This window comes from Sphingobacterium thalpophilum (genome assembly GCF_901482695.1).
GTDB lineage: Bacteria > Bacteroidota > Bacteroidia > Sphingobacteriales > Sphingobacteriaceae > Sphingobacterium > Sphingobacterium thalpophilum.
Genome location: NZ_LR590484.1, coordinates 5,674,548 through 5,699,676, shown reverse-complemented (window position 1 = coordinate 5,699,676; position 25,129 = coordinate 5,674,548). Strand labels below are relative to the sequence as shown.

General features: G+C 44.8%; 24 protein-coding genes and 1 tRNA gene. 12 read left to right on the top strand and 13 right to left on the bottom strand.

Features of this window, described 5'->3' with window-relative positions; genetic code table 11:
- Window positions 1-27 precede the first annotated feature (27 nt).
- The 4 genes from gloA2 to FGL37_RS24225 form a co-directional block, all read right to left on the bottom strand.
- Window positions 28-420 carry an SMU1112c/YaeR family gloxylase I-like metalloprotein gene (gloA2, locus tag FGL37_RS24240; protein ID WP_028068523.1) on the bottom strand — a complete coding sequence of 131 codons (393 nt, stop codon included), beginning with the start codon at window positions 418-420 and terminating at the stop codon, window positions 28-30.
- Between the two features lies 1 nt (window position 421).
- The gene (locus tag FGL37_RS24235) at window positions 422-1,483 is read right to left on the bottom strand and encodes an NADH:flavin oxidoreductase/NADH oxidase (RefSeq protein ID WP_028068522.1); all 1,062 of its coding nucleotides are present in this window, start codon (window positions 1,481-1,483) and stop codon (window positions 422-424) included.
- Between the two features lie 66 nt (window positions 1,484-1,549).
- The gene (locus FGL37_RS24230; RefSeq protein WP_028068521.1) at window positions 1,550-2,266 is read right to left on the bottom strand and encodes a 3-ketoacyl-ACP reductase; all 717 of its coding nucleotides are present in this window, start codon (window positions 2,264-2,266) and stop codon (window positions 1,550-1,552) included.
- A gap of 57 nt (window positions 2,267-2,323) precedes the next feature.
- The gene (locus FGL37_RS24225; RefSeq protein WP_232048769.1) at window positions 2,324-2,911 is read right to left on the bottom strand and encodes an NUDIX domain-containing protein; all 588 of its coding nucleotides are present in this window, start codon (window positions 2,909-2,911) and stop codon (window positions 2,324-2,326) included.
- Window positions 2,912-2,933: 22 nt separating this feature from the next.
- Between FGL37_RS24225 and pyrE the strand changes: the two genes are divergently transcribed.
- Both pyrE and FGL37_RS24215 read left to right on the top strand, forming a co-directional pair.
- Complete coding sequence (gene pyrE / locus FGL37_RS24220) at window positions 2,934-3,584, top strand: orotate phosphoribosyltransferase (protein WP_028068519.1); 651 nt, start codon at window positions 2,934-2,936, stop codon at window positions 3,582-3,584.
- Window positions 3,585-3,602: 18 nt separating this feature from the next.
- On the top strand, window positions 3,603-4,001 hold the full coding sequence (locus FGL37_RS24215) for an SRPBCC family protein (RefSeq protein WP_028068518.1): 399 nt from the start codon (window positions 3,603-3,605) through the stop codon (window positions 3,999-4,001).
- A gap of 51 nt (window positions 4,002-4,052) precedes the next feature.
- Here FGL37_RS24215 and FGL37_RS24210 read toward each other — a convergent pair whose 3' ends face one another.
- A complete protein-coding gene (locus FGL37_RS24210; protein WP_028068517.1) occupies window positions 4,053-4,769 on the bottom strand; it encodes a superoxide dismutase in 717 nt (238 codons plus the stop codon).
- Window positions 4,770-4,937: 168 nt separating this feature from the next.
- Here FGL37_RS24210 and FGL37_RS24205 point away from each other — a divergent pair, with 168 nt between their 5' ends.
- Window positions 4,938-5,984 carry a 2Fe-2S iron-sulfur cluster-binding protein gene (locus FGL37_RS24205; protein WP_028068516.1) on the top strand — a complete coding sequence of 349 codons (1,047 nt, stop codon included), beginning with the start codon at window positions 4,938-4,940 and terminating at the stop codon, window positions 5,982-5,984.
- Between the two features lie 154 nt (window positions 5,985-6,138).
- Entirely contained in the window at window positions 6,139-8,064 is a 1,926-nt protein-coding gene (locus FGL37_RS24200; RefSeq protein ID WP_037532151.1) for an acetoacetate--CoA ligase, read from the top strand.
- Between the two features lie 97 nt (window positions 8,065-8,161).
- Here the strand turns inward: FGL37_RS24200 and FGL37_RS24195 are convergent, their stop codons facing one another.
- The gene (locus tag FGL37_RS24195; RefSeq protein ID WP_028068515.1) at window positions 8,162-9,769 is read right to left on the bottom strand and encodes an acyl-CoA carboxylase subunit beta; all 1,608 of its coding nucleotides are present in this window, start codon (window positions 9,767-9,769) and stop codon (window positions 8,162-8,164) included.
- A gap of 153 nt (window positions 9,770-9,922) precedes the next feature.
- On the opposite strand from FGL37_RS24195, the gene FGL37_RS24190 reads away from it, so the two are divergent.
- The 3 genes from FGL37_RS24190 to FGL37_RS24180 are packed head-to-tail and all read left to right on the top strand — an operon-like array spanning window position 9,923 to window position 12,713.
- Entirely contained in the window at window positions 9,923-11,071 is a 1,149-nt protein-coding gene (locus FGL37_RS24190; RefSeq protein WP_028068514.1) for an acyl-CoA dehydrogenase family protein, read from the top strand.
- A 19-nt stretch (window positions 11,072-11,090) separates the two neighbouring features.
- Window positions 11,091-11,930 (top strand): hydroxymethylglutaryl-CoA lyase-like TIM-barrel protein, encoded by an 840-nt coding sequence (locus FGL37_RS24185; RefSeq protein ID WP_028068513.1) that lies wholly within the window; start codon window positions 11,091-11,093, stop codon window positions 11,928-11,930.
- 6 nt (window positions 11,931-11,936) lie between these two features.
- Window positions 11,937-12,713, top strand: a complete 777-nt coding sequence (locus FGL37_RS24180; RefSeq protein ID WP_028068512.1) for an enoyl-CoA hydratase/isomerase family protein — start codon at window positions 11,937-11,939, stop codon at window positions 12,711-12,713.
- A gap of 1,317 nt (window positions 12,714-14,030) precedes the next feature.
- Here FGL37_RS24180 and FGL37_RS24175 read toward each other — a convergent pair.
- From FGL37_RS24175 to prmC, 6 genes are all read right to left on the bottom strand, one after another.
- Window positions 14,031-14,783: a 3-keto-disaccharide hydrolase gene (locus FGL37_RS24175; RefSeq protein WP_028068510.1), complete on the bottom strand. Its 753-nt coding sequence runs from the start codon at window positions 14,781-14,783 to the stop codon at window positions 14,031-14,033.
- Between the two features lie 15 nt (window positions 14,784-14,798).
- Window positions 14,799-16,106 (bottom strand): Gfo/Idh/MocA family protein, encoded by a 1,308-nt coding sequence (locus FGL37_RS24170; protein WP_028068509.1) that lies wholly within the window; start codon window positions 16,104-16,106, stop codon window positions 14,799-14,801.
- 30 nt (window positions 16,107-16,136) lie between these two features.
- Window positions 16,137-17,207 (bottom strand): LacI family DNA-binding transcriptional regulator, encoded by a 1,071-nt coding sequence (locus FGL37_RS24165; protein WP_028068508.1) that lies wholly within the window; start codon window positions 17,205-17,207, stop codon window positions 16,137-16,139.
- 304 nt (window positions 17,208-17,511) lie between these two features.
- On the bottom strand, window positions 17,512-17,685 hold the full coding sequence (locus FGL37_RS25460) for a hypothetical protein (protein WP_162835065.1): 174 nt from the start codon (window positions 17,683-17,685) through the stop codon (window positions 17,512-17,514).
- A 254-nt stretch (window positions 17,686-17,939) separates the two neighbouring features.
- Window positions 17,940-18,012, bottom strand: a tRNA-Lys gene (locus FGL37_RS24160).
- Between the two features lie 119 nt (window positions 18,013-18,131).
- Entirely contained in the window at window positions 18,132-18,992 is an 861-nt protein-coding gene (gene prmC, locus FGL37_RS24155) for a peptide chain release factor N(5)-glutamine methyltransferase (protein ID WP_028068506.1), read from the bottom strand.
- A 33-nt stretch (window positions 18,993-19,025) separates the two neighbouring features.
- Between prmC and ribD the strand changes: the two genes are divergently transcribed.
- On the top strand, window positions 19,026-20,069 hold the full coding sequence (gene ribD, locus FGL37_RS24150; protein ID WP_028068505.1) for a bifunctional diaminohydroxyphosphoribosylaminopyrimidine deaminase/5-amino-6-(5-phosphoribosylamino)uracil reductase RibD: 1,044 nt from the start codon (window positions 19,026-19,028) through the stop codon (window positions 20,067-20,069).
- A 66-nt stretch (window positions 20,070-20,135) separates the two neighbouring features.
- Complete coding sequence (locus tag FGL37_RS24145) at window positions 20,136-21,416, top strand: DUF2851 family protein (RefSeq protein ID WP_028068504.1); 1,281 nt, start codon at window positions 20,136-20,138, stop codon at window positions 21,414-21,416.
- Here the strand turns inward: FGL37_RS24145 and FGL37_RS24140 are convergent.
- Window positions 21,413-22,063, bottom strand: coding sequence for an ankyrin repeat domain-containing protein (locus tag FGL37_RS24140; protein ID WP_028068503.1), 651 nt, complete (start codon window positions 22,061-22,063; stop codon window positions 21,413-21,415). The genes FGL37_RS24145 and FGL37_RS24140 overlap by 4 nt on opposite strands.
- Before the next feature lie 334 nt (window positions 22,064-22,397).
- Between FGL37_RS24140 and FGL37_RS24135 the strand changes: the two genes are divergently transcribed.
- From FGL37_RS24135 to FGL37_RS24125, 3 genes are all read left to right on the top strand, one after another.
- On the top strand, window positions 22,398-22,967 hold the full coding sequence (locus FGL37_RS24135; protein ID WP_028068502.1) for a UbiX family flavin prenyltransferase: 570 nt from the start codon (window positions 22,398-22,400) through the stop codon (window positions 22,965-22,967).
- 215 nt (window positions 22,968-23,182) lie between these two features.
- Window positions 23,183-24,451 (top strand): dihydroorotase, encoded by a 1,269-nt coding sequence (locus tag FGL37_RS24130; protein WP_028068501.1) that lies wholly within the window; start codon window positions 23,183-23,185, stop codon window positions 24,449-24,451.
- A gap of 3 nt (window positions 24,452-24,454) precedes the next feature.
- Window positions 24,455-25,129, top strand: coding sequence for a hypothetical protein (locus FGL37_RS24125; protein ID WP_028068500.1), 675 nt, complete (start codon window positions 24,455-24,457; stop codon window positions 25,127-25,129).

Below are 25,129 nucleotides of genomic sequence, written 5' to 3'. Positions count from 1 at the left end.
ATTGATGAAAGTCAATGCCTTTTCTGTTTAGCGTTCATACAATTCGATCGGCAGCTCGTCCGGATCGGAAAAGAAGGTAAACTTTTTGTTGGTCAGTGGATCAACGCGGATTCCTTCATGGAGAATACCGGCAGCTTCCAGTTTAGCCATTTCGTCGGCCAGGTTGTCCACTTCAAAAGCTAAATGTCGGAGCCCGGCTGCTTCAGGAAAGCTGGATCTCTTCGGTGGCGAAGGGAAGGAGAACAACTCAATAATATAGGAGCCGTTCAATTTGAGATCCAGCTTAAAGGAATCGCGGTCAGCCCGATAATGCTCCCGCTCGATTTCAAGGCCTAGAATCTCGGTATAGAAGTGTTTTGAACGCGGATAATCACTACAGATTATGGCGATGTGATGTATTCTATTTAAGTGAAGTGTCATCTTATTTAGCTCTTTCGTACTGTTTGGGCCATGATACCTCGGTCTGGAGTTGTTTCGCAAAACGTAAAGGAAGATGAGGATCATCCAGAAAAGCTCTTGCGATCAAAATCAGGTCGGCCTGATTTTGTGCAATGATATCGGCTGCCTGGTCCGCCGTCTTTATCATTCCAACGGTGGCTATTTTAAGAGCTGTCTTTTCCTTGAGGGCTATAGCAAAGGGAAGCTGATACGCAGGCCCGACATCGATTTTTTGGTGCGACACCAATCCGCCGCTTGAAACATCAATGAGCTCGACACCCAGAGTTGCCAGTTGCTGAGATAGCCTGATGGATTGTTCCAGGTCCCAGCCATTGGGCGCCCAGTCGGTTGCGGAAATACGTACCCAAAGGTTCTGTGTTGTCATTTCTTGTTTCACCCGCTGTACGATCCTAAGGAGAAAGCGTATTCTATTTTCGAATGTACCGCCGAAGATGTCTGTCCGGACATTGCTCAGCGGAGACAAAAACTGATGGATGAGGTAGCCATGGGCAGCATGCAGTTCTATAATCTCGTAGCCGGCAGACACCGCCCTTTTTGCTGCTGCACCGAATTGCTCGACCAGTTCCTCTATTTGATGAATTTTAAGTTCCTGGGGAAGATAATCGCCAGTATGGAAGGTCAGTGCCGATGGGGCTACTGTCTGCCATCCGAAGGGTTCTGTAGGCGCAAATTGACCACGTCCCGCCCAAGGCTTATTGCTGCTTGCTTTGCGGCCTGCGTGCGCGAGCTGTATACCGGGGATAGCGCCATTGGCCTTTATGAAATCTGTTATTTCTTTTAATTTTGGGATCTGACTATCTTCCCATAGTCCCAGGTCACCATAACTGATGCGGCCTTCAGGTGTGACCGCTGTCGCTTCCTGAATGATAGCTGCCGCGCCGCCAAGGGCAAATTGTCCGAGATGCACAAGGTGCCAGTTGTTGGCAAAGCCATCTTCTGCAGAATATTGACACATGGGAGACACCACTAAGCGGTTTTTGAACTGAAGCTGTCCAATGGTGATCGGTGAAAATAATTGACTCATAGTTTCTTTATTTATAACAGCCGGAGGCAGTTGCTCCGGCGGTGCCAACGTTTTTACGATGTTGTTTTAGGGATTTGTGGACCACAAAGAAGCCGATTTTAACATCGCTCTCCGCGGTAGCTTCAGATTTGCCACGACGAGTTCGGCAAAATCTTCAGGTTGAAGGACTTTGTCCGGATCTCCATCTGTCAGGCCCAGCTGTTTGGACATATCTGAAGCAATAGTGCTCGGCATCAAGGTACATACACGAATATTGTTTTTGCGCACCTCACGCATCAGTGAATCGGCAAATCCGATAACACCGAATTTTGATGCACTATAGGCTGAAGTGGTCGCCGCGCCATTCAATCCGGCAGTTGAGGATACCATTACAATATCGCCATAATTCTGTGCGAGAAATTGTGGCAGCATGGCCTTTGTAACAAAATATGTGCCCAGCAGATTGACCTGTATGATGTCCGTCCAGTCCGCAACATCCATGTCAGCGACCGAAGCAAAAGAAGATATCCCAGCATTGTTGATAAGAATGTCAAAGTTGCCAAAGCTGTGGTTCAATTGCTGAATTTCACGTTCCACTGCTGCGTGGTCAGCCACATCAAACACGGCATAGGTAACCGCTGTACCCGACACGCTGAGTTCGGCAACAGCCTGTTTCAATGCCATTTCATTCCGGCCTGTTATAGCCACTTGCACCCCTTCTTTGACGAGCGCTGCAGCAATGGCTCTGCCGAGGCCTCTTGCTCCACCCGTCACTAAAGCTCTTTTTCCAGTTAAATTTTCCATTGCATAAAAATAAGCATGATCCGACGTACTAGTGTCAGCTGAACCTCAAAAGGTTATTTATTTCGCCTTTTTGATGATATTTTCAATAATCGGGTAGGTATTGGTCAGCAGGTCTTCAAACTGGTCCGTACTGCGCCACTCTGCCTTTGTAATATCTTCTGCAGTCTGTGGGATCAACTTTGGAACTTTATTCACACCCATTTCATACCAATTGGTCGCTTTGAGCACAAACTCGCCATTGCGTAGATAATAAGTATGATACGATGTGGTGATTTTTTTTCCTAAATAATGGATTTTTATGCCACATTCTTCTTCCACTTCACGGACTGCCGCCTCTTTCATTTTCTCGTTGTCTTCGACTTTACCTTTCGGCAGGTCCCATTTGCCCAGACGGTAGATAAAAAGATACTCCCCGTCGCCGTTTTTGACCAGCCCGCCAGCTGCCTTTATGATTTTGTGCTTGCTTTTTAAGTTTTGGAATACAGTCTCAAAATCCTTATTGATGTAGAGATAGGTCTTTGGAACTTTGTCAATCTCAGATTGTTTGAAAAGTTTTTGGAGTTCAATGTCTTGAATACTAATTGTTTGCGGGTTTTTGATTTTTGAAGGAACGAAATCTGCCAAAATTAGCACGGTTTCGTTCATATAAATTTTATAAATTTGCGCCATGAATAATTTAAATGAGGTTGAACAAAAAGTTGCTGAATCCTTATTGCAAATTAAAGCAATAAAATTGCAACCTAAAAGTCCTTTTACATGGGCGTCGGGTTGGAAGTCTCCAATTTACTGTGATAACCGTATCACTTTATCTCATCCAGCGATACGTACGTATATTCGTCAGAAGCTTTCAAAGCTTATTCAAGAGGAGTTTGGATCAGTGGATATGATTTCAGGAGTCGCTACGGCAGGTATTCCGCAAGGTGTTTTGGTGGCACAGGATTTAGGACTGCCGTTTTCCTATGTAAGAAGTTCTGCGAAGGATCATGGCCGTCAAAATATGATCGAGGGAGAAGTGGTCAGCGGTCAGCGCGTTGTTGTCGTTGAAGACTTGATCTCAACAGGAAAAAGTAGTTTAGTGGCTGTCAAGGCGCTTCGGGAAGCGGGATGTAACGTTGTTGGCCTGGTTTCGATTTTTACCTATGGACTGCAGGAAGCAACGGACAATTTTGCAGAAGCGAAATGTCCTTACTTTAGTCTGTGCAATTATGATGCGTTGATTCAGGTTGCAGCAGAAAACAGCTACGTCCTGGAGGAAGACGTTGAGATCTTGAAAAAATGGAGATTAAATCCAGCAGGATGGGGCGTAAGCTTTCAATAGAAACCAATATATACCGTTATGACGACTATTCAAAATACTACAGCGATCAATAGGAATATCAGTGAGGTATATGCCTTTTTGTCGGACTTGAATAACCATGAACAGTTGATGCCCGATAATATTTACAACTGGTCATCAACTGCTGACGAAGCGCGTTTCACCATTCAGAACATGGCAAAATTAGCATTGACGGTAGCCGAAAGGGTAAAGAACCAGCTCATCCGATTGGTCCCTTCGGAGAAGGCACCTTTTGAGGTGACATTACGCTGGGAGTTAGAGGAAGCCGCTGCAACTGTTACGAAAGCTACATTTGTCATTGACGCTGACCTCAATATGATGATGAAAATGATTGCCTCCGGACCGCTTCAGAAGCTAACAGATTTCCAGATTAATAAGCTAAAAGAAATACTCGGTTAGATTGTCTAACGGACAGATAATAAAAAAGCCTGATTATATCAGGCTTTTTTATTATGCTATTCTTTCGTCGACTTTTTTCCAGTTCACGACATTCCACCAGTTTTTGATGTAGTCCGCTCTTTTGTTTTGATAATGCAGATAGTAAGCATGTTCCCATACATCCAAGCCCAAAACGGGAATACCTTTCACTTCCGCTACATCCATTAGCGGATTGTCCTGATTTGGCGTGGAGCTGATCTTCAGATTGCCGGAATCGTCGAGAATCAACCATGCCCAGCCCGAACCAAAACGGGAAGCCGCAGCGGCGCCAAACTGTTCTTTGAATTTATCAAATGAACCGAAGGCTTTATTGATCATCGCAGAGAGCTTCTCACCGGGCTGTCCGGGCTTGTCCGATAAGCTCTCCCAGAAAAAATTATGGTTCCAGGCCCCGCCTGCGTTATTGCGAGCCTTAGCAGAATACTTGGATATATTCGCCAAAAGCTGTTCCTCAGAAGTTTCCTTGATGTTTTCAGTAATAATTGCGTCATTAACAGCGTTTATATATGCCATATGATGCTTTGTATAATGGATTTCCATCGTCAAGGCATCAATATTTGGCTCCAATGCAGCATAACTGAAAGGTAACTTTACTTGAGAGAACGTTAACGTAGCGGCATTTAATTCAGTTGCTTTCGCGGAAGCAATATCTTGTAATATCGATCCAGATACAGCGATGCCCAATGTGGCTTTTGCTGCATTTTGAAGGAAGTTTCTGCGTGTTTGCATATAATCTTGTTATGATTAAGTTTTGATATAAATATAACGTGAAAATTCACAATTATTGTGCGAGAATTGTCTGCCTATTGTAATACAACAAAATTGTTATCATTTTACTGTTGCTATACACGGCGTTGTATGATTGCATTTCATAGCAAATTTATCTATGTTTGAATTATGTATGCACTCAGGATAACAAAAATAATTCCCCAGCCTAATCATAATCTTACTTTTCAGCTGGAGCCATTGACTGCGGACTATCCAAAGTATAAGGCGGGGCAGTTTATCACTCTTTCATTTATGTTTGGCGATCGGGAGGTCCGGCGGTCCTATTCATTTAATAGTTCTCCTGACAACGATGAGCCAATGAGCATTACGGTGAAACGTGTGGAGAACGGCGAGATATCCCGCTTATTGCATCATAGGGTTGCCGAAGGTGATATTGTTCAGGCGCTGGAACCCCAGGGATTGTTTTTCTATGAGCCGGAAAGGGACAAAGTGCGGACATTGTTTTTGTTTGCAGCGGGGATAGGCATTACCCCGTTGTATTCGATTCTGAAGACGGCGTTGCTTGCCGAAAATAAATCCAGGGTTGTCCTTGTCTATAGTAATAGCTCGTCGGCACAAACTCCTTTTAAGGCAGAACTGGAACATTGGGCAAGGCAGTTTCCCGACCGGTTAACCATTATATGGATCTATTCCGATAGCAAATTTTTATTGAAAGCCCGGCTAAATAGAGACTATATCCTTTCTATTGTTAACGAGCATCTGGTTGGCGCCAGGTCCGAGGCGCTCTTTTACACCTGCGGCCCGGTCATCTATATGGATCTTTGCCGGTTCACCTTACTGGGAATAGGCTTCGATGCACAACAGATCAAACGGGAGACCTTTTTGTTGCCTGAAAATGAAGAAGATGATGATGACGAAACCGAGAAGCAGGTCGATATGACAACATATGCAATCAAATTACATTTTCGGGGGCATACCTATCCGCTGAAGGTTCCTTACGATAAGTCGATTCTTGATGTCGGTCTCGAGCATAACATAAAACTGCCCTATTCCTGTAAGTCGGGGATGTGCAGCACCTGCATTTCGCAATGTACAAAAGGAAATGTACGCATGGATTATAATGAAGTGCTGACGGACCGTGAAGTGGAAAACGGACGCATTTTACTATGTACAGGGCATCCGACGGCAGACGGAACGGAGATTGAGGTGCTTTAGTGTATAAATTGTTTTATGCTACAACCTTTTCCCCAAATAATCTTTTGTTTATTATATATTTATAATTTTTTTGTTCTGTTTTTCTCTGAAATAAAGTTGTAAATGCGGTCAAATTTAGCTAAGTTTGAGTATAACCGTTTTATATCCAACTATTATGGGAAAATTACTCTGGAGTCCGACAGAAGACCAAAAATCTGAATCTGGGATTGGGCAGTTTAAACAGTACGTCGAACAGCGGCATCAACTGACTTTCGCGTCGTATCATGCGCTCTGGGAATGGTCCACAGACAACCTCGCTGTTTTCTGGGCTGATGTCGCCAGATTTTTTCAGGTAAATTTTCATGCCGAGCCGGTAACTATCCTGGAACCGCCAACGGACACCGCAAGTTTTATTGGAACCAAATGGTTTAGTGGCGCCACATTAAGCTATGCCGAGCATGTATTTCGGTGTGCCACCGATCTGCGGCCGGCTTTGATCTTTCAGTCCGAACGGACGGCGTTGCGTGAGGTCTCCTGGGTTGAATTGCACGATATGGTCCTGCGGCTGCAACTATTTCTGAAAGAGAGAGGTGTATCCAAGGGCGACCGTGTCGCAGGCGTGCTGATCAACGGCGTAGAAGCTGTTGCCCTGTTTCTGGCCACCAATTCGATTGGCGCAATCTGGTCCTGTTGTTCTCCTGATTTTGGGGAAGCAAGCATTCAGGATCGCTTTGGGCAAATTGAGCCCAAAGTACTCTTTGCAAACGCAAACTATGCTTACAATGGACGTCTATTCGACAAGGAGCAAAGCATCCGAATGCTTGCAGAGCAGCTTCCTTCACTGTCGGCCTGTGTTTTTGTGGATGATCCTGCATGGACGCAGATCATGACGAGGGATATTGCCCATACAGTCCTCCAGTATACTCCTGTCAGTTTTGATGATCCGATATGGATTCTGTATTCCTCCGGTACTACGGGAAAGCCGAAGGCAATCACCCATGGCACAGGGGGCATGCTGCTGGAGCATATGAAGGCGCTGGCACTGCACCAGAATGTACAGGAAGGGGAGCGATTCATGTGGTATTCGACGACGGGCTGGATGATGTGGAACTATGCGCTTTCGGCACTATTGATGAGCAATACGCTTTGTATCTATGATGGCGCAACACATTATCCCGATAAAATGAAGTTGTGGCAATTTGCTAAAGAAGCAGAGGTAGACCATTTCGGTGCCGGTGCTGCCTATTTGATTTCCTGCCGGGATCAGCACCTGCGAGCGTTAAACTATTGTCCCAAGACCCTCGGATCGACGGGATCACCACTTCCGCCGGACGTATTTGAATGGCTTCATGATCAATTTCCAAAAAGTCAGATTATATCACTAAGTGGCGGTACGGATGTGTGCAGCGCATTTTTATCCGGATGTACACTGCTAGATGTGTACGCCGGCGAGATTCAATGTCGTACTTTAGGAGCCAAGATTGCTGCCTTTAACGAAAATGGCGCTGCTGTGCAGCAGGAGGTCGGCGAGCTGGTTATCCTGGCGCCCATGCCCTGTATGCCGATCTATTTTTGGAACGATGCAAATAACGAAAAGTACTTTGACAGTTATTTTGATAAATTTCCGGGGATCTGGAGTCATGGTGATTGGATCAAAATTACTGAAAATGATGGCATTATCATGTACGGACGTTCGGACGCAACCCTAAACCGTGGTGGGGTCCGGATCGGAACAGCCGAAGTGTACAACGTCCTCAACACGATCGAGGAAGTAGGAGATAGCCTTGTTATCTGCGTCGATCATCAGAACGGAGGATCTGACATGCTTCTGTTTGTGCAGCTTCGCGATGGTATGCTGGAAGACGCTTTAAAAGATCGGATTAAAAGGTCGCTGCGGCAGCAATACAGCCCGCGTCATGTCCCGGACCGGATTTTTCAGGTGGATGCGATTCCGTATACCTTGAGTGGTAAAAAGCTGGAACTGCCCATTAAAAAGCTTTTTTCGGGCATACCGGCGGATAAAGCCGTGTCACGGGATATTATGCGAAATCCGGAGTCTATAACTGCTTTTGAGCACCTTAGCCGTGTATGGAGCACCTAGCACTTATACGTTTTTATTTTTCCGAAAGTCCTCACCAAACAGATTGCGGTGAGGACTTTTTTGTTATTTTAATCGTCTAGATTGGGTCTAGATTGGGTTATACCTGGATCACACCTACATTATAGCGTTCGACAATAGGTTTTTCGTTGGCTGCTTCGATGCCCATGCTAATGACTTTGCGCGTCTCTTGCGGAGCTATAATGCCGTCGACCCAAAGCCTTGCAGCGGCATAATAGGGACTGAGCTGCTTATTATAACGGTCTTCAATGGATTTCATCAGTGTGTTCTTTTCCGAATCACTGATCTCTTTACCCCGGGCTCTAAGTGCAGACTCCTGTATCTGGAATAACGTTTTGCCGGCGGCGGCACCGCTCATAACCGCCATCTGTGCAGTGGGCCAGGCATATATAAGCCGTGGATCATACGCTTTTCCACACATCGCGTAATTGCCTGCACCATAACTGTTGCCGATGATAAAAGTAAATTTAGGTACAACCGAATTGGCCATCGCGTTTACCATTTTGGCACCATCTTTAATAATTCCGCCTTGTTCGGAGCGACTACCGACCATAAATCCCGTCACATCCTGGAAGAAAACAAGCGGGATATGCTGTTGGTTGCAGTTCATGATAAAGCGTGCTGCCTTGTCTGCCGAATCACTGTAGATAACGCCGCCCATCTGCATTTCCATGGCATTTCCCGGTTTCCTCGCTTTGATGATTTCCCGTTGGTTGGCGACTATGCCTACTGCCCATCCATCCACCCGGGCCAGCGCGCAAACAATGGTTTTGCCATAATCAGGCTTGTATTCTTCCAGCGTGTCTGCATCTACAATGGCTTCCAGGATATCCTGCATGCGGTAGGGTTTTGTCCGGTCGTCGGGCAATATGTCCGAAATCTTCCCGGGGTCAACCTTGGGGGCAATGCTTTCCTTCCGGCTAAAATTTGCTTTGGTATGTCCTCCTATTTTATCGATGACATTTTTTATGGCTGTCAGGCAGCTTTGATCGTCAGGAAATTTATTGTCTGTGACGCCCGATATTTCGGAATGTGTAGAGGCACCGCCCAAGGTTTCGGCATCTACTGTTTCACCAATCGCCGATTTGACCAGATAGGGACCTGCGAGAAATACCGATCCTGTGCCTTCCACGATAAAGGCATAGTCCGACATGATCGGAAGGTAGGCGCCACCAGCGACGCAGCTGCCCATAATAGCGGCAATCTGGGGAATACCCATCGATGACATACGGGCATTATTACGGAATATCCTGCCAAAATGTTCCTTATCAGGGAAAATTTCATCTTGCATGGGTAGAAAAACACCTGCAGAGTCCACCAGGTAAATGATCGGTAGGTTGTTTTCCATGGCGATCTCCTGGGCCCGAAGGTTTTTTTTTGCTGAGATCGGAAACCAAGCACCAGCTTTGACCGTGGCATCGTTGGATACGATCACACAGAGCCTTGACTGAACATAGCCCAGCACTGCAACGCAGCCGGCGTTGACGCAGCCGCCGTGCTCCTCATACATGTCTTCGCCGGCAAACATGCCGATTTCAAGGTACTCACGGCCGGTGTCCAGTAGAAACTCAATCCTTTCCCACGCAGACATTTTTCCCTTCTCTTTCAATTTTTGGATTTTATCGATGCCGCCGCCCAGTTTTAGATTTTCTCTTTTTTGACGAAGTAATGCAAGTAGCTCCTCCATAGTTTATAATCTTGGTTTAAAAAGCTGTTTTATTAAGAATTTCTTATTTTTAGATAAATTTAAAATAAAATTTTAGAATTTTTGCAATTTTATTCCTAATAATTTTGATATATTTGAATTGTATTACCGATTGTAAATTTAATATTCATGCTTATGTTTATTGAAAATAAACAACAAATGGATATGATCAGAGCGAGTGCGCGTGATTTTGCACAGTATCATATCAAACCTTATGTGATGGAATGGGATGAAGCCCAGATATTTCCGGTCGAAGTTTTTAAAAAATTGGGTGAACATGGCTTTATGGGTATCCTGGTCCCAGAAGCCTATGGCGGGTCAGGGCTGGGCTATCAGGAATATATCACTGTGCTGGATGAGATTTCTAAAGTATGCGGTTCTATCGGTCTGTCGGTTGCCGCGCACAATTCGCTGTGCAGCAATCATATTTTAAGTTTTGCCAGTGAAGAGCAGAAAAGACGATATCTTCCTAAGCTCGCTACAGCGGAGTGGATCGGCGCCTGGGGGCTGACGGAAACGGGGTCTGGCTCAGATGCTGGAGGAATGGCTACATTTGCTGAAAAAGACGGCGATCATTACGTTCTCAACGGTTCCAAAAATTTCATCACCCATGCCATCAGTTCAAATGTTGCGGTTGTCATTGCACGTACTGGAGCAAAAGGCGACAAGAAGGGGATGTCTGCCTTTATTGTCGAGAAGGGAACGCCGGGATTTAGTGCTGGAAAGAAAGAAAATAAACTTGGTATGCGCGCTTCGGAGACAGCCTGTCTTTTCTTTGACAATTGCCGGGTTCATCGCGATCAGCTGATTGGGGAAGAGGGACAGGGCTTTGTGCAAGCACTAAAATTGCTTGATGGAGGGCGCATTTCTATTGCGGCCTTGTCGTTGGGTATCGCACGTGGCGCGTATGAGTGTGCATTACGTTATGCGCAGGAGCGTGAGCAGTTCGGAAAGAAGATTTACGATTTTCAGGCGGTTTCCTTTGCTTTGGCAGATATGGCTACCCAGGTGGAAGCGAGCGAATTGCTGACCCGTCAGGCGGGCTACCTTAAGGATCACGGCGAACGCGTATCCAAAATCGGCGCGATGGCCAAGCTATACGCTTCAGAAACTGCAGTTCATGTTTCGAATGAAGCTGTGCAGATTTTTGGGGGCTACGGCTTTACCAAAGACTACCCTGCGGAGAAATTTTTCAGGGATGCCAAGTTATGTACGATAGGAGAGGGGACGTCGAGTATCCAAAAAATGGTAATTGCCAGAGAAATTCAGAAAGATATTCTATAAATGATATTCTATTATAGCGATGAAAGACCAGGTCATATTAGTAGACTGTCCGCGGGACGCCATTCAAGGCATGCCAGCTTTGATTCCGACAGGGAAGAAAGTTGAGCATATCAATACCCTTATCAGGAGCGGATTATTTGATATTATTGATTTTGGATCTTTTGTTTCGCCGAAGGCTGTTCCGCAGCTGGCCGATACAAAAGCCGTACTCCAGGGCATTGTAAAAAACGACCGTGTGAAATTATTGGCAATAGTGGCCAACCTACGGGGTGCTGAGGAGGCGATCAAGGAAGAGAAAGTCGATATTATTGGCTATCCATTTTCAATATCGGAGACCTTTCAGTTGCGCAATACAAATAAAGGCCTTGCTGATTCCTATCAGCAGTTGAAGGAAATGAAAGCTTTAGCTGATGCGCATAAAAAGACGCTGGCTGTATATATTAGTATGGCTTTCGGAAATCCGTATCATGATCCCTGGTCCACCGAACTGGTCGACCAATGGCTAGACAAGCTGTTGGCAATTGGCATAAGCGATTTTTCTCTGGCCGATACCACTTCTGAAGCGAATGTCCCGCAGATAACCGCCCTTTTTGATCATGTGAACAGCCGTTATCCTGCTCTTTCTATCGGTGCGCATTTTCATGCGAAACGGGACGACAGTCTGGCGAAGGTTGAAGCCGCTTACACTGCCGGATGCCGTAAATTTGAAGGCGCACTGCTTGGTTACGGCGGCTGTCCATTCGCCAAGGATGATCTGGTTGGCAATATTCCTTCCGAAATATTGCTCAATTTTTTTGAAAGAGGACGCCCATTGGACGTCGTACGTCTGGAGGAAAGTTTCAGGAACCTTATCATGTGAACCACAATGGAAAAATTAAATTTCGTAAAAATACAGCGCGAACAACACGTATTTGTGCTTACCCTTGCCCGATCGGAAAAAAGAAATGCCTTTACTCCGACCATGGTAAGTGAGATTGCTTACGCACTTCGGCTGGCGAATGAAGATCCGACGGTGCGGCTGATCCAGATAGAAGCCGAAGGTTCGGTATTTTGTGCAGGGATGGATCTTAAAGCTTTTGAGGATCCCAGTGTTGATAACATAAACCCACGGATTCCGAAAGTGGACAAATCCTTGGCCGAAGTCTTCGCAGAGCTGAATAAACCCTCCGTCTGTGTGGTAAGAGGGGATGTCATTGCAGGCGGATTTCTGATCGCCCTGTCCTGCACGTATTTATTCGCGTTGCCCCATGTACGGTTTTCGCTTCCAGAAGTGAAGATCGGGCTCTTTCCTTTTCAGGTACTCGCATTGTTGCTGGAATACCTGCCTGAGCGAAAGGCGATGGACCTCTGCATCCGTGGCAGCTCATTTTCTGCAGAGGAAGCGTTAACGAAAGGTCTGTTACACGCGATTTTAGACGATCAGGAGGGGGAATTAAAGGCATTGAAAGCGACGATCGTTGACAATGCCCCATTGGCCATCTCAAAGGGCTTTATTGCTTTGCGTAAGCTTCGGCAGAAGGCCGAAGGGGAAAAGTATTCATTCCTTCTCAGTGAGCTTGCCCTGTTGCGAGAAACGGACGATTTTAAAGAAGGAATGACTGCCTTCCGGGAAAAACGGAAAGGAAACTGGCAAAACAGTTAATCAGAAGGCACGAAAGCTCGGTCTGCTGGTTAAGGGAGAGAATTCCCAGGGGATTGAACTCAGCATAACCAGCAATGCTGCAGCATACCAGGTGAGCAGAATACGGAAACGTCGTTCATCAGTATCGGCGTTTTTGCATTTTAGGTTCCCAACAAGAAGTAAGAGAGCGGCGACGCACATCATGCTGCTATGCTCCATGCCAAAAAATCGGATTTGTCTCATATGAACAGCGTTGTTAAAATGCGCCAAAAAATAGTGCGTGATCGGGCTTAATCCATAGAGAATGATACCTAATAAAACCTGAGTAAAAAAAATGGCTACGACGGCAGTTCTGGTGAGTGCGTCACCAGAACTGAAAGATAGTTTTCTCCTCTTTCTGTGAGCAAAACGGAGCAAACTAAACAAAAGGATTATCAGGACAACCCAGCGCCACGAAGAATGTAAAGCGAGAATAAAAGGGTAAACAGCGTTCGTCATGACACAAAGATCAGTATAAATGTAATCAAATAGAGCGTATCGATAAATTTTAGCTGATGAGCGAAGATTTGGGCTGGATGTGGGGCTGGATAAGCCTCCTCAGTATATTCGATTTATATCTTAACAATCTGTTTAGATTGGTTTTGTATATTTTTGATTTTTAATGATTTAATAATATTGAAAAAATAATTTATAACTTATGGTTAATCTAATTGATAGTGATTTATTCCCTTTTCGTATCCCATTGGACTGTCGCTATCAGCGGTCACGCGACGTAATGGCTCGTAACCGAGGAGGGTATTATATATGGCGCTTTCAGCGCACTTTTTAAGCCTTCTAAAAGATTTTTTATCCATTGTCGTGTAGAGGGCAAGTATTGTAGTTGAATGCCGCTGGCAGCTTCTATACCTGATGTTTTCGTCTGAGCATTGAAACTATGTGCAGTTCTGCTTGGACGGACGAATTATCAATTTTGTAATTTACTACTTTAATTGCTTTTTAATCATATATTTACTATTTTTTATATAAACTTATTGTTTAATAATGATATTGCGTGTTTGACCTGGCAAGTACACTTCAGCGATCCATTTCAACCAAAAAGACGGGCAATACCGTGCGGATATTCTGGATATCAAAACCACAGGACTGTTCACTGTCCGGATGGACGGTATGCAATGGAATACTTTGCGGGGCAGTTTATTCAATGACACCAAAATTGATCACTGTTCATGCCTTGCGTCGTATGATTAGATAGCCTATTGGGTTACTGTTCGTGGATGAAGGAAAGCGGTAAAGAAAGTCCAGATCCCCAACGCCCGAATTTGGACTTTCTTTATTTTGCTAAGGTAGAATAGGTGCCGCTACCTGCCGGTCGATAATGGCGCCCGGTTCGAGTACAATGAGCTTGAAGTTTCGGAAGTGGATTTCTGAGCCCTCAGATTCGAGACAGAGATAGCCTTTTTTAATTGTTGAGTTCCGTACGCCGTTGACAAATTTGCCGTTCACGGCAAGCTTGATGGTTCCATCTATACATATGATTGTATATCTGTTCCACTCTCCCTTACCTTTGGCCCGGTTTTCAACGGATTTGCTCCGGGTTCCACGCGGATTGTCCGGAACCGTTTGAACGCCACCTACGCCGAAAAGTTCGCCGTGTACATAGGCTATTGGGGCCTGTTTGCCGTCAATGCGGTTTTGATTTACCCAATCCAGTTCGAGCATCTGTACCTCTACACCACCCGGTAGCCGGCCGATACTATTGGGCTTCGCATCCGACCAGACAAAGATACCCGAATTGCCGCCTGCATGCTGATGATTCCATTCGACATGAATAATAAAATTTTCGTACTGCTTCGCCGAGCGGACCACACCGATGGGCTTACCTGTACAAACCAGTTTATTTTTTTCGACACGCCAGGTATCAGGATCGGTATTTACGTTTATCCATTGTATCTTATCTGCGGTCTGTGTGCCTGACAATAGTTCGTCCCATTGCATTTCATTGCCAAAATAGAAGAAATTTTCTGCTTGTCCTATCGTGGTCCCGGGGATAAGCAGCATGATGGCGAGAACAGCATAAATCAATCTTTTCATCTTGTGTTGTCTATGTTAGCTGAACCTTGTTTTGCCGGGTATGGCGACTGCAGGTCCGTCGAAATTCATTTCCCAGTCATACGACGATAAGTCAGGTCCAAGGCTTTCCTTTGAGTTGATCACCTGGTCAAAGGTTAGAATCTGACCCGTATACCCTACCATTCGTGCCCAGATAGCCAGCAGTGTGCTGTTTGCCATCCATTCTCCATCATTGATGGGCTTATTGTTTCTGATGGCGGCAAATAGTTCGTCGTGCTGCGTTTGATACATGTTATTTTTCGGACCGTCGTAATGCCACTGTACTTTGCCGGAGATTATCTGTTTTGCTCCGATGACTACCTCTGCCTGTCCCTCTGTGCCCAGCATGCTCACGGTATTTCTGGGTGTTGTACCTGCCTGTTGACGGCAGAAATGGGTCCCTATGGCTCCGTTCTGGTACCTGAACTCAACAGTAAAGTGGTCATAGATATTTCCGTACTTCGGATCGATGCGAACCTGTCGCCCACCGGTGCCCATAGCAGAGATGGGCATGATATCGCCCATGGCCCAGGACATCATATCCAGGCTATGCACAGCTTGTTCGACGATGAAATCTCCTGATAGCCAATTGTAGTACATCCAATTTCGCATTTGTTGCATCATTTTATTCCATTCGGGACGGAGATCGACGTAGGTTGCCTCGCCACCATAACGAAAAGTGCTGATGGACTTCACCTGGCCAATAGCGCCGTCCAGAACTTTCGAAAAAATAGCGCGATTTGGCAGGTCATACCGAAAACAAAAGCCTGAAACGACAGATAGGTTTGACTCTTTCGCTTTTTTGACCGATTCCATTACACTCCGCAGCCCAGGAATATCTACCGCCATTGGCTTTTCACAAAAAATATGTTTTTTAGCCTGCACAGCGGCTTTCAGGTGCAACGGCCGGAATGCTGGAGGTGAAGTCAGCAAAACGACATCGACGTCGCTATTGATCAGCTTTTCAAAAGCATCAAAACCTAAGTATTGATGTTTTTTGTCAACCTTCACTTGTTGGGGACGTACTTCCATTAATGCGGCATACGATTCGTCCATGCGATCCTGAAAAATATCCGCCATGGCGGTAAGCCGACAGTTCTGATCCGCTTGTAAAGCCTGAATGGCGGCGCCGGTTCCCCGGCCCCCGCAGCCTATCAGTCCTACTTTTATTATCTGATCCTTGGAGACTGTGTCAAAAGACAGAAAAGCTGGGCTTGGCAACGTACTTCCAAGCGCAATGATACTTGTTTTTTTTAAGAATGACCTTCTTGAGGCAAATCTGTGGTTGCTGAATTGAAGTGGCATGGATATGGTTATTTTATATTGAAAATAGGATTATATCGTTCTTTTAGATGTTTCGTTCTTAGCAGAAACAGAAGACGTTGATTTCCGATGCTCGATCCGGCAGTCCAGAAAATAAGTTTCAAACTCGAAATAATTCTTTTTGTTTCTCTTTTTTAACATGTGCAGCAGCAGTTCCACTGATTTTTCTGCCATCAGACGGGTTGGCTGGGCTATTGTCGTCAGAGAAGGGTTTAGACTATTTGCAAAAGGTGTATTGCTGAAGCCTATCAGATTCATATCCTCAGGAATACGGATCTCTAGTTTATGGAGGATATGCAATACTTTGAGTGACAGCGTATCAGTTGACGACAGTAGTGCATTGGGTGGTGTGGCGCTGTTAAGCAGTGCGCCTATCTTACTTTCTAGCTCCGCGTCGATATCGTCTTTAGGGCTCGAATAAGAGATCTCCACCACATTCTCTTGCTTAAACGGAATGGAAAAATTGAAAAGTGCGTCTTTATAACCTTTTATTCGGCTTGTGTTGCCTCCGATATCTTTGCACAGTAATAGGATAATGTTCTCGCGGCCGCCTTTGATCATTTCAGCCGTGGCCTGATAGATTATGCGGTTGTTCTGAATGCCGATTTTAAAAGTTTCAAGCTGGTGGCTTATGCGGTCGAAAATAATGACCGGACAGATCTGATCCATAATATATTTTAAGAGCGGAAGGCTGGAATCATTTTTTACAGGTGAAATGATAATTCCCTCAATGTTGCTCTGTACGCAGAGTTCAAGCGCTTCTTTCTCTTTTTTTTCATCATTGAAGGTTTGTAATAGGATGAGCTTGTAATTTGTCTCGGCGAGGATCAGTGAAATATCTTCATAAAAATCGAAGAAGAAAGAGCTGGAAATAAACGGTACAATGATAGCGAGCGTGTTTGAGCGCCCAGTTTTAAGGCTTTTTGCAGAAAAATTGGGTATATAGTTAATCTGCTGGGTATACGCTAAAATCATTTTCTTTGTTTCCTCACCGATTTCATGGCTATCGTTCAGTGCTTTGGAAATAGTGCCCGGCGAAAGGTTCAGTTGTTTTCCGATTTCTTTTAAGGTAACTCGCTTCATGTTCTCTTTCCTTCTATATTGATTATCACGCTCTACTCCTGTTCGGTATCGAAAGGGGATTGGTTATTGTATACATGTGCTGTCGCTGCTCCGGCTGTATCAGGCGAAGAACTAACAAATGATAAAGATAAGATAAAAAAGAGGTTTTCAAATGAGAATGGTAAAAACCTGATTTTAGGCAAAGGGCGGGTAGGACTGATCCGTCACAGCTGATCAATCTCACATGACTACAAGAAGACAGGCTCCGCTGAGCAGGATCGTGCGCATAAGCTGCGTTCAGGGATATCAGTCTGTTAAGTGGAGATTATCTGGAACCGCCAAAAAGCTTGCTAATCAGCCAGATGATCAAGGCGACAATGATGACTACAATTAAGATTCCGGTCCAGACGCCGGCTTTAAAAATACCCTCAATAACTGAACAGCTTGTCATCAGCAACAATGTGGCCGACATCAGGGATAGAGGTACAATCTTTTTCATAATGGATTTATTGTTATCTGTTACCTAAGATGATGACAATTTACACGGTAAATAGTTTTGTTGCTGGAGAATTATTTTAGCAACTTCTTTGACTTCCGTTTGGCGATTCCAATGGAGTTTATATTTAGTAGTGTTTCACACGTCGCTAGCGAGGAGCGATACCGGATTTGGACACCGTTAGCACTTCGGCTCGGCTGGTTTTCCTGCTACGTCACAAGCTGAAATAGCAAAAGCCACTCTTTTGGAGTGGCTTGTGATCCCGCTGGGACTCGAACCCAGGACCCATACATTAAAAGTGTATTGCTCTACCAGCTGAGCTACGGAATCCTTTCTGTTTTTGAAAGTGATGCAAAGGTAGAATTTCTTTTTATACGCTCCAAATTATTGTCTTTAAAATTTGGAGAGACAGGCTTAACTGTCTAGTAAATAAAAAGATTATTTTTTGACTACGTACTTTTTTTTGCGTGGATCATGCGGTCGGCTCCGTTTATATCTTTTAGAAGCTTCACCGGGCGAAATCCTTTTTTTTCTATGAGCTCTTTTGTCTGCGGGCCGAGATACTGGTTGATCTCGAAGTAGAGATCGCCTTGAGGAGCCAGATGTTTGAGCGCAAAAGAGGATATCACGTCGTAGAAGATCAGTGGTGCACTGTCTTCGATAAATAGAGCGAGTTCGGGTTCGAACGCCAGCACATTCTGCTGCATACTCGCTTTTTCCTGTGGAGTAATATAAGGTGGATTAGAAACGATGATATCATATTGCTGTTCCGAAAAGATGTAGTCCCATTCAAAAATATCGGCATTGATAAACTGTACCGGAGCATTTAATTGCCCAGCATTTTTTCTTGCTGTGGCAATTGCCTCTTTGGATATGTCCATGGAGGTAACCTGTGCTCCGGGGAGGTATTTGGATAATATAATAGGTATACAGCCGGAGCCTGTTCCGATGTCCATGATATGCAGGCCGGCCTGTGCTGAATGCTGTTTAAGAATCAGATCAACGAGTTCCTCGGTCTCAGGCCGGGGGATCAGCACGGATTCATTCACTTCAAAGGACTCTCCATAAAACGTAGCTTTATTAAAAATATATTGAATCGGCTTGTTCTTTTTGAGCTCACGGAGGATTTCATCAAAACGCTCCGCATCTTTTTCTGTTACTATATCTTCTTTTTTTAGGGGATAGGTTCCCCTCTTCAGTCCAAACATTTCCTCTACCGTAAAAAGGAATAAAGCTTTGACTTCATCCTTGTCATAGATAGATGTCAATTCCTGTTGAAATAATAATTCGAAATCCTTGAGTATTCGCATACGTCAAAGGTACGATTTTCATAGATTTGTAACATGGATATACATCGGCAATATATGCAGCGCTGCTTGGATCTGGCGCAACAAGGAGCGGGTTCGGTGAGCCCCAACCCCATGGTGGGCGCCGTGATTGTTCACAATCATTGTATTATTGGCGAAGGGTATACCTCGCCGTACGGCGGGCCACACGCTGAAGTGAATGCCGTTCGTGCCGTATTGCAAAAATATGGAGATCAGGCAGGCGAACTGTGGGGGGAAAGTACTTTTTATGTGAGCCTCGAGCCTTGTGCGCATTTTGGGAAAACTCCGCCCTGTGCAGATATGATCGCCAGTCTAAAGCCGAAAAAAGTATTTGTGGCCTGTTTAGATCCCTTTGCGCAGGTCAATGGAAAGGGGATCGGTATCTTGAAAGATGCAGGTATCGATGTGGAAGTCGGTCTGCTGGAAAAAGAAGCCATGTGGGTCAACCGTCGTTTTTTTACGCGGATAGGACAGCATCGACCCTATGTTATTCTCAAATGGGCACAATCCGCCGATGGCTTTATCGGGCAGGCAGATCGACAGGTGGGAATAAGCAATGCCGCAAGCTTGCAGCTGGTGCATCGATGGCGGGCGGAAGAAGATGCTATTCTCGTCGGCACCAAAACCGCCTTAATAGACAATCCCAGGCTGACTGTCAGGTATTGGAAAGGGGCTAATCCACGCCGCGTGCTGATCGATAGAGACTTGGTTGTGCCTCCTGATGCGAAGATCTTCGACGATCAGGCCGAAACGATTGTCTTCAACGCAAAAAAAACGGACTGGCAGGGCCATATCAAACACATCGAGCTGGAGAATTATGGTTTATATTTACCTCAGACGGTTCTTTACCAATTATATTTGATGGATGTTCAGTCCATCATTATTGAAGGTGGTGCAGCGACCCTGCAGATGTTTATCGATGCCGGACTCTGGGATGAGGCGCGTGTTTTTCAAGCAGAGAAAACACTGCATATGGGAATAGCAGCTCCCCGTCTGAACGGGCATGTTTTAGAAAAAAGGTTAATTTCCAGTGATTTACTAACCATTTTTGTGAAATGATCGTATAAAGTTGTATCTTTAGAGCGTTATAAACCTTTGATCAACAAGATCTATTAAGATACAAATATGGTAGTGTCAGAAAACTTAATGCAGTTTATCTGGAAACTACGGCTATTCAATAGAGTGGGATTGCGAACGAGTGCGGGGACGCCTTTGGCTGTAGTTCGTGTTGGCCAGCATAATACCGATGCCGGGCCGGATTTCGTGCTGTCACATATTATACTCGCTGATGAAGAATGGGTTGGGAATATTGAAATCCATTTTCGTTCTTCCGATTGGAACAGACACCTGCACCAATATGATGAAGCCTATAATAATGTTATTTTACATGTGGTATGGATAGAGGATCAGATTATCTATCGGAGCGACGGAAGTGTTATACCCACGCTTGTGTTGTCAGAATACGTAAGGCAGGATCTCCTGGATAAGTATGCCAACATGATGCGTGCTACAAACTGGCTTCCCTGCCAGTCCCGGATCGGCGAAGTGGAGGAGCTTAAAAAAGACATGTGGCTGGATGCCTTATCTGTCGAGCGGCTGGAGGTGAAAGCCGAGGACATATTTGGTCTGCTGGCGCAATTTAATAGTGATTGGGAGAAGGTCTTTTGGGTTTGGATATGCCGATGTATGGGGCTCAAGGTTAATGCGGATACATTTCAGGAGCTGGGGGAGAAACTTCCGTTGGCGACGATGCAAAAATACCGCTCCGATGGGCTGAAAATAGAAGCTTTGTTGTTTGGGATTGCCGGCTTTTTAACCCCGGAGTGCGCTGATCAGTACATGCAGCGGCTTTATCATGAATTTGCCTATCAGCAGGCAGTGCACGGTATCCGTTTGGTTAATGGTGTCTGGAAAAAGCTGCGTATGAGACCCTATAATTTCCCCGAGTTGCGTATTGCACAGCTTGTCGCTTTATTCACTGAAAAATCACTGAGTTTATCCAAGGTTTTAACAATTCAGAACCTGGCTGAGGCGAGGTTACTGTTCGATATTTCGTCTATTAATTCTTATTGGAAATCCCGGTTTTCAATAGGGGCTAGCCCAGGTATCGAACGGAGCGGAAAAATTGGAAAGGCGACCGTTGATATCTTGGTTATCAACACTGTGGTTCTGATGCTATTTGCTTATGGAAAATACTATGGTATTCATCCATATATGGACCGGGCGGTCGCGCTGCTGGAAGCGATGCCGGCAGAAAAAAATGCTATTATCAAGCAGTTCGCAGATCTGGGCTGGCGTGCGACGAATGCATCTCAGGGGCAGGGTATGCTACAGCTCAAGAAACACTACTGTGAGCGGAAGCAGTGTCTGAAGTGTAGGATCGGAACCGAAATTTTACGTAATTAATTTGCAAGTATCTCCGCAATTTCTTTAAAACCTTTTTCGGCGGCAAGATCTGCGGGTGTTAGTCCCTTTATGTTGACTATCCGGGTATCGGCACCGAATTCCAGCAGAGCAACGATCAGGTCGATATTTCCATGCTGGGCCGCAAAATGCAAAGCTGTTTCACCAGTCGACTGCACGGCATTGACGTCAGCGTCAGCTTCGAGCAGCATTTTTCCAATTTCTTCATGATTATTTGCTGCCGCAATATGAAGTGGATAGGCCTGCTGTTCATTTCTGCTGGCAATATTCGGATTTACTTTTTTTGATAACAAAAGTCGTACAATGTCGGTTTTGTTGAAATACGTGGCCATAGCCAGCGGTGAAAAGCCATGGGCGGACCACTCATTAACTACTGATGGAGCCTGCTGGATGATTGCTTCCACATAAGAGGTTAGTCCGGCAGCGCAAGCCTCATGTATTGTCATTGTCTTGGTATGCTGTAACAATATGCGGATGATCTGCGGTTTATTGTAATAACAGGCCAGCAGAAGTGGTGATATGCCATGGCTTGTCGTTTCTTGCAGTAGCTCGGGATTGCCAATCAATAATAAATCAATGTCGTGGCTTTTGCCTTCTTCGATATATTGTTCTAAAATAGAAAGATTCATGTCTAGTCTAATTGCATAACTTACTCGCTAAAATAAGTTTTATTCGCGAAAATTGTGTTTGATCCGGGAATTTATTTGCAGGAAAAAGAACCAGTTCGGTCGGATCCTGCGCGTTTCGATCCGGCTGAAGCGGATAGTGAAGCATGAAAAAATACTTTTTTGCGATTTTTTAATACACAAATGTGTAGTATTTCATATAATATTTTTGAAAATTCAAAAGTAGATGTACTTTTGTTAAGCCCCTCCCAAGGGCATGTTTTTCATAGGTAGATGTAGGGTCGGGTGTTTCTCACTTCGGCCCTTTTTTTATAGCTTTGTTTATTATTTAAGAGAAATGTCCAAAAGAAAGATTGTTGTTGCCATTACTGGAGCAAGCGGCTCTATATATGCGAAAGTGTTGCTGGAAAAGCTGAATTCATTAAAAACTCAGCTCGCTGAGGTCGGCATTGTGATGTCAAACAATGCTAAAGATGTGTGGCGTGCTGAACTGGGTGATGAAAGCTATCAGGATGTCCCTTTTAAATTTTATGACAAAAATGATTTTTTTGCGCCATTTGCTTCGGGATCGGCTCGTTTTGATACGATGATTGTATGTCCCTGTTCGATGGGGACACTTTCAAGAATTGCCTACGGTATTTCCTCTGATCTCACGACCCGTGCGGCTGACGTTATGCTAAAAGAACGGCGGAAATTGATTTTAGTCACGCGGGAAACGCCACTGAGCCTTATCCATATCCAAAATATGAAACTCGTGACCGAAGCGGGGGGAATTATCTGCCCTGCGTCCCCTTCATTTTATAGCTTGCCGAAGACATTGGAAGAGCTGGCAGAAACAGTTGTCGACCGGATTCTGAGTCTTGCGGGCTTCGAATTTAAGCATTACCAATGGGGAGAAAATTCTTAAGGAGTACGAACTGAAATCCATTTTTAGTGTTCTATAATAAAATTGTATTTTGTAACTTTGTTTCTCGAAATGAAGCAATCAGAGGCATCACGCAAAATATCGGTTTATAACGATACTAATTATCGTAATCGATCCGTTTTTTGTCTGATGACATGGAACACGCCACAAGCTTCAGCAAATGATTTGTATCCTATTAATTTCAATTCCATTCACATATGAAGAGCTTATTGATTACTGCTGTTAAAGTAATTTTGCCAGGTAACGAATTTCATCAGCAGGTTGTTGATGTATTGATCGAAAAGGGCAAGATTATGCAAATTGCAAACAGCATCAAGGTAGCTGATAAAAACGTAGAGACTATTGACGGTACTGGTAAAATTTTGTCGCCCGGATTTTTTGATTTACATGCCAATTTCGGGGAGCCGGGATTGGAAACAAAGGAGGATCTCGTAACGGGTACCGCGGCTGCTGCTGCAGGCGGCTTTACCGGCGTAGCGGTGATGCCGAACACACAGCCGGCCATACAGAGCCGCGCCGAAGTGGCGCTTGTGGTCAATACCGCCAAAGGTAATATTGTGGATGTGCACCCCATTGGAGCGATCAGTAAAAATAGAGAAGGAAAGGAGTTGGCTGAGCTCTATGATATGAGGCAAAATGGTGCTGTAGCCTTCAGTGATGGGAATAAAAGTGTACAGCAGGCCGGCTTAATGAGCAGAGCGCTGCTTTATGCGAAAGGTTTTGGGGGGCTGATATTCTCTCATGCAGAAGATGAGTCGATGGCAGGGGGTAATAAGATGAACGAAGGGGCTATGAGTACCTATCTGGGGATGAAAGGTATACCTAATCTCGCGGAGTCTTTAATGGTCTCGCGCGACCTTTATCTGGCCGAGTATACAGATGCGCCCATACATTTCGCTTCCATCAGCACGCCAGAAGCTGTGGATCTGATCAAAAAGGCCAAAGCTAAGGGGCTGCGTGTCACCTGCGATGTCGCGGCACATCAGCTGGTATTTACGGATGAGGATGTTGCCGGCTTCGACAGCAACTATAAAGTGAGCCCTCCGCTGCGGACAAAGACTGATGCCAAAGCTTTAATCAAAGCTCTGAAAGATGGGATTATAGACGCTGTTGTGTCACAGCACACCCCACAGGAGGTGGAATTTAAAAATGTGGAGTTCCATATCGCTAAAAATGGTATCATCGGCCTGCAGACCGTATTGCCGCTATTGGTTCGTGCGGGATTAAATGAAGAACAAATCGTTAACTGCCTTGCCGTTAGGCCAAGACAGATTTTAGGTGTTGAAGTGCCCCAGATACAGGTCGGTGCGCTGGCAAATCTTGTGCTGTTTGATCTGACAAAATCCTGGACTTTTGATGAAAAATCAAATAAGTCGAAATCAAAAAATTCTCCATTATTCGGACAGACATTACAGGGGGCTGTCGAAATGATCATCAATAATAATCAATTGACTAAAAACGATTAAACCATGGAAGCAAATGTAAAGGCTGCTATAGAGGCAGGAATCTTAAATTATGGCCAAGTTGACGGCATTGGAAATGCCGAAGAGTTTTTAACGAAACTCCTGCAAGTATTTGACACCGAGGCTCCCTATCTCGACAAGCTGGCCCTGTTGGATGAGACCTTTGATGATTATCCTCTTTTCGACGAATTGCGGGAGGTTTATGTTGATTTGTTGTTAATGAATTTCTTTTCGAGTGATGTGCTGAAACTGGAAGACGATTATCTGGATTCCGAGGAATGGGAAGCCATCGAAGATGAGACAATAGATCGTGGAACCGAGCTGCTCAACATTTTTCTTTATCTTGGTGAATGCAAGGACGATGAAATCGAACCTGAACTGGATGATTTTTTAAAGGAGTTTTTGCTTGTGGATGAAGATGAATTTCAGGATGAGCACGAAATTTACGAAGACATCATCGCCAATCAGATTGTGGTAGATAGCCCTTACAGCGAGATAGCAAAAGTTGCCCAGGGCATCAATCCGAGAAGCGAGATCTATGAGTTGTTTTATCCAGTAATGAGTTTCTTTAGCGAGCTAAATCCCAATGAAAGTCAATTTGACGAATATGTCGCGGCATCAGACAATAAAGCCTTTGATCTAGCTCTATATAAAATTATCAGTACTTACTATAATAAATAA

Coding starts and splice junctions, on each gene's coding strand:
- FGL37_RS24200 (WP_037532151.1), top strand. CDS start 6,139: ATGGGAAAATTACTCTGGAGTCCGACAGAAGACCAAAAATCTGAATCT.
- FGL37_RS24175 (WP_028068510.1), bottom strand. CDS start 14,783: ATGAAAAGATTGATTTATGCTGTTCTCGCCATCATGCTGCTTATCCCC.
- FGL37_RS24180 (WP_028068512.1), top strand. CDS start 11,937: ATGGAAAAATTAAATTTCGTAAAAATACAGCGCGAACAACACGTATTT.
- FGL37_RS24125 (WP_028068500.1), top strand. CDS start 24,455: ATGGAAGCAAATGTAAAGGCTGCTATAGAGGCAGGAATCTTAAATTAT.
- FGL37_RS24195 (WP_028068515.1), bottom strand. CDS start 9,769: ATGGAGGAGCTACTTGCATTACTTCGTCAAAAAAGAGAAAATCTAAAA.
- FGL37_RS25460 (WP_162835065.1), bottom strand. CDS start 17,685: ATGAAAAAGATTGTACCTCTATCCCTGATGTCGGCCACATTGTTGCTG.
- gloA2 (WP_028068523.1), bottom strand. CDS start 420: ATGACACTTCACTTAAATAGAATACATCACATCGCCATAATCTGTAGT.
- FGL37_RS24210 (WP_028068517.1), bottom strand. CDS start 4,769: ATGCAAACACGCAGAAACTTCCTTCAAAATGCAGCAAAAGCCACATTG.
- ribD (WP_028068505.1), top strand. CDS start 19,026: ATGGATATACATCGGCAATATATGCAGCGCTGCTTGGATCTGGCGCAA.
- FGL37_RS24165 (WP_028068508.1), bottom strand. CDS start 17,207: ATGAAGCGAGTTACCTTAAAAGAAATCGGAAAACAACTGAACCTTTCG.
- FGL37_RS24215 (WP_028068518.1), top strand. CDS start 3,603: ATGACGACTATTCAAAATACTACAGCGATCAATAGGAATATCAGTGAG.
- FGL37_RS24205 (WP_028068516.1), top strand. CDS start 4,938: ATGTATGCACTCAGGATAACAAAAATAATTCCCCAGCCTAATCATAAT.
- FGL37_RS24225 (WP_232048769.1), bottom strand. CDS start 2,911: ATGAACGAAACCGTGCTAATTTTGGCAGATTTCGTTCCTTCAAAAATC.
- FGL37_RS24170 (WP_028068509.1), bottom strand. CDS start 16,106: ATGCCACTTCAATTCAGCAACCACAGATTTGCCTCAAGAAGGTCATTC.
- FGL37_RS24190 (WP_028068514.1), top strand. CDS start 9,923: ATGTTTATTGAAAATAAACAACAAATGGATATGATCAGAGCGAGTGCG.
- FGL37_RS24130 (WP_028068501.1), top strand. CDS start 23,183: ATGAAGAGCTTATTGATTACTGCTGTTAAAGTAATTTTGCCAGGTAAC.
- pyrE (WP_028068519.1), top strand. CDS start 2,934: ATGAATAATTTAAATGAGGTTGAACAAAAAGTTGCTGAATCCTTATTG.
- prmC (WP_028068506.1), bottom strand. CDS start 18,992: ATGCGAATACTCAAGGATTTCGAATTATTATTTCAACAGGAATTGACA.
- FGL37_RS24140 (WP_028068503.1), bottom strand. CDS start 22,063: ATGAATCTTTCTATTTTAGAACAATATATCGAAGAAGGCAAAAGCCAC.
- FGL37_RS24185 (WP_028068513.1), top strand. CDS start 11,091: ATGAAAGACCAGGTCATATTAGTAGACTGTCCGCGGGACGCCATTCAA.
- FGL37_RS24235 (WP_028068522.1), bottom strand. CDS start 1,483: ATGAGTCAATTATTTTCACCGATCACCATTGGACAGCTTCAGTTCAAA.
- FGL37_RS24135 (WP_028068502.1), top strand. CDS start 22,398: ATGTCCAAAAGAAAGATTGTTGTTGCCATTACTGGAGCAAGCGGCTCT.
- FGL37_RS24230 (WP_028068521.1), bottom strand. CDS start 2,266: ATGGAAAATTTAACTGGAAAAAGAGCTTTAGTGACGGGTGGAGCAAGA.
- FGL37_RS24145 (WP_028068504.1), top strand. CDS start 20,136: ATGGTAGTGTCAGAAAACTTAATGCAGTTTATCTGGAAACTACGGCTA.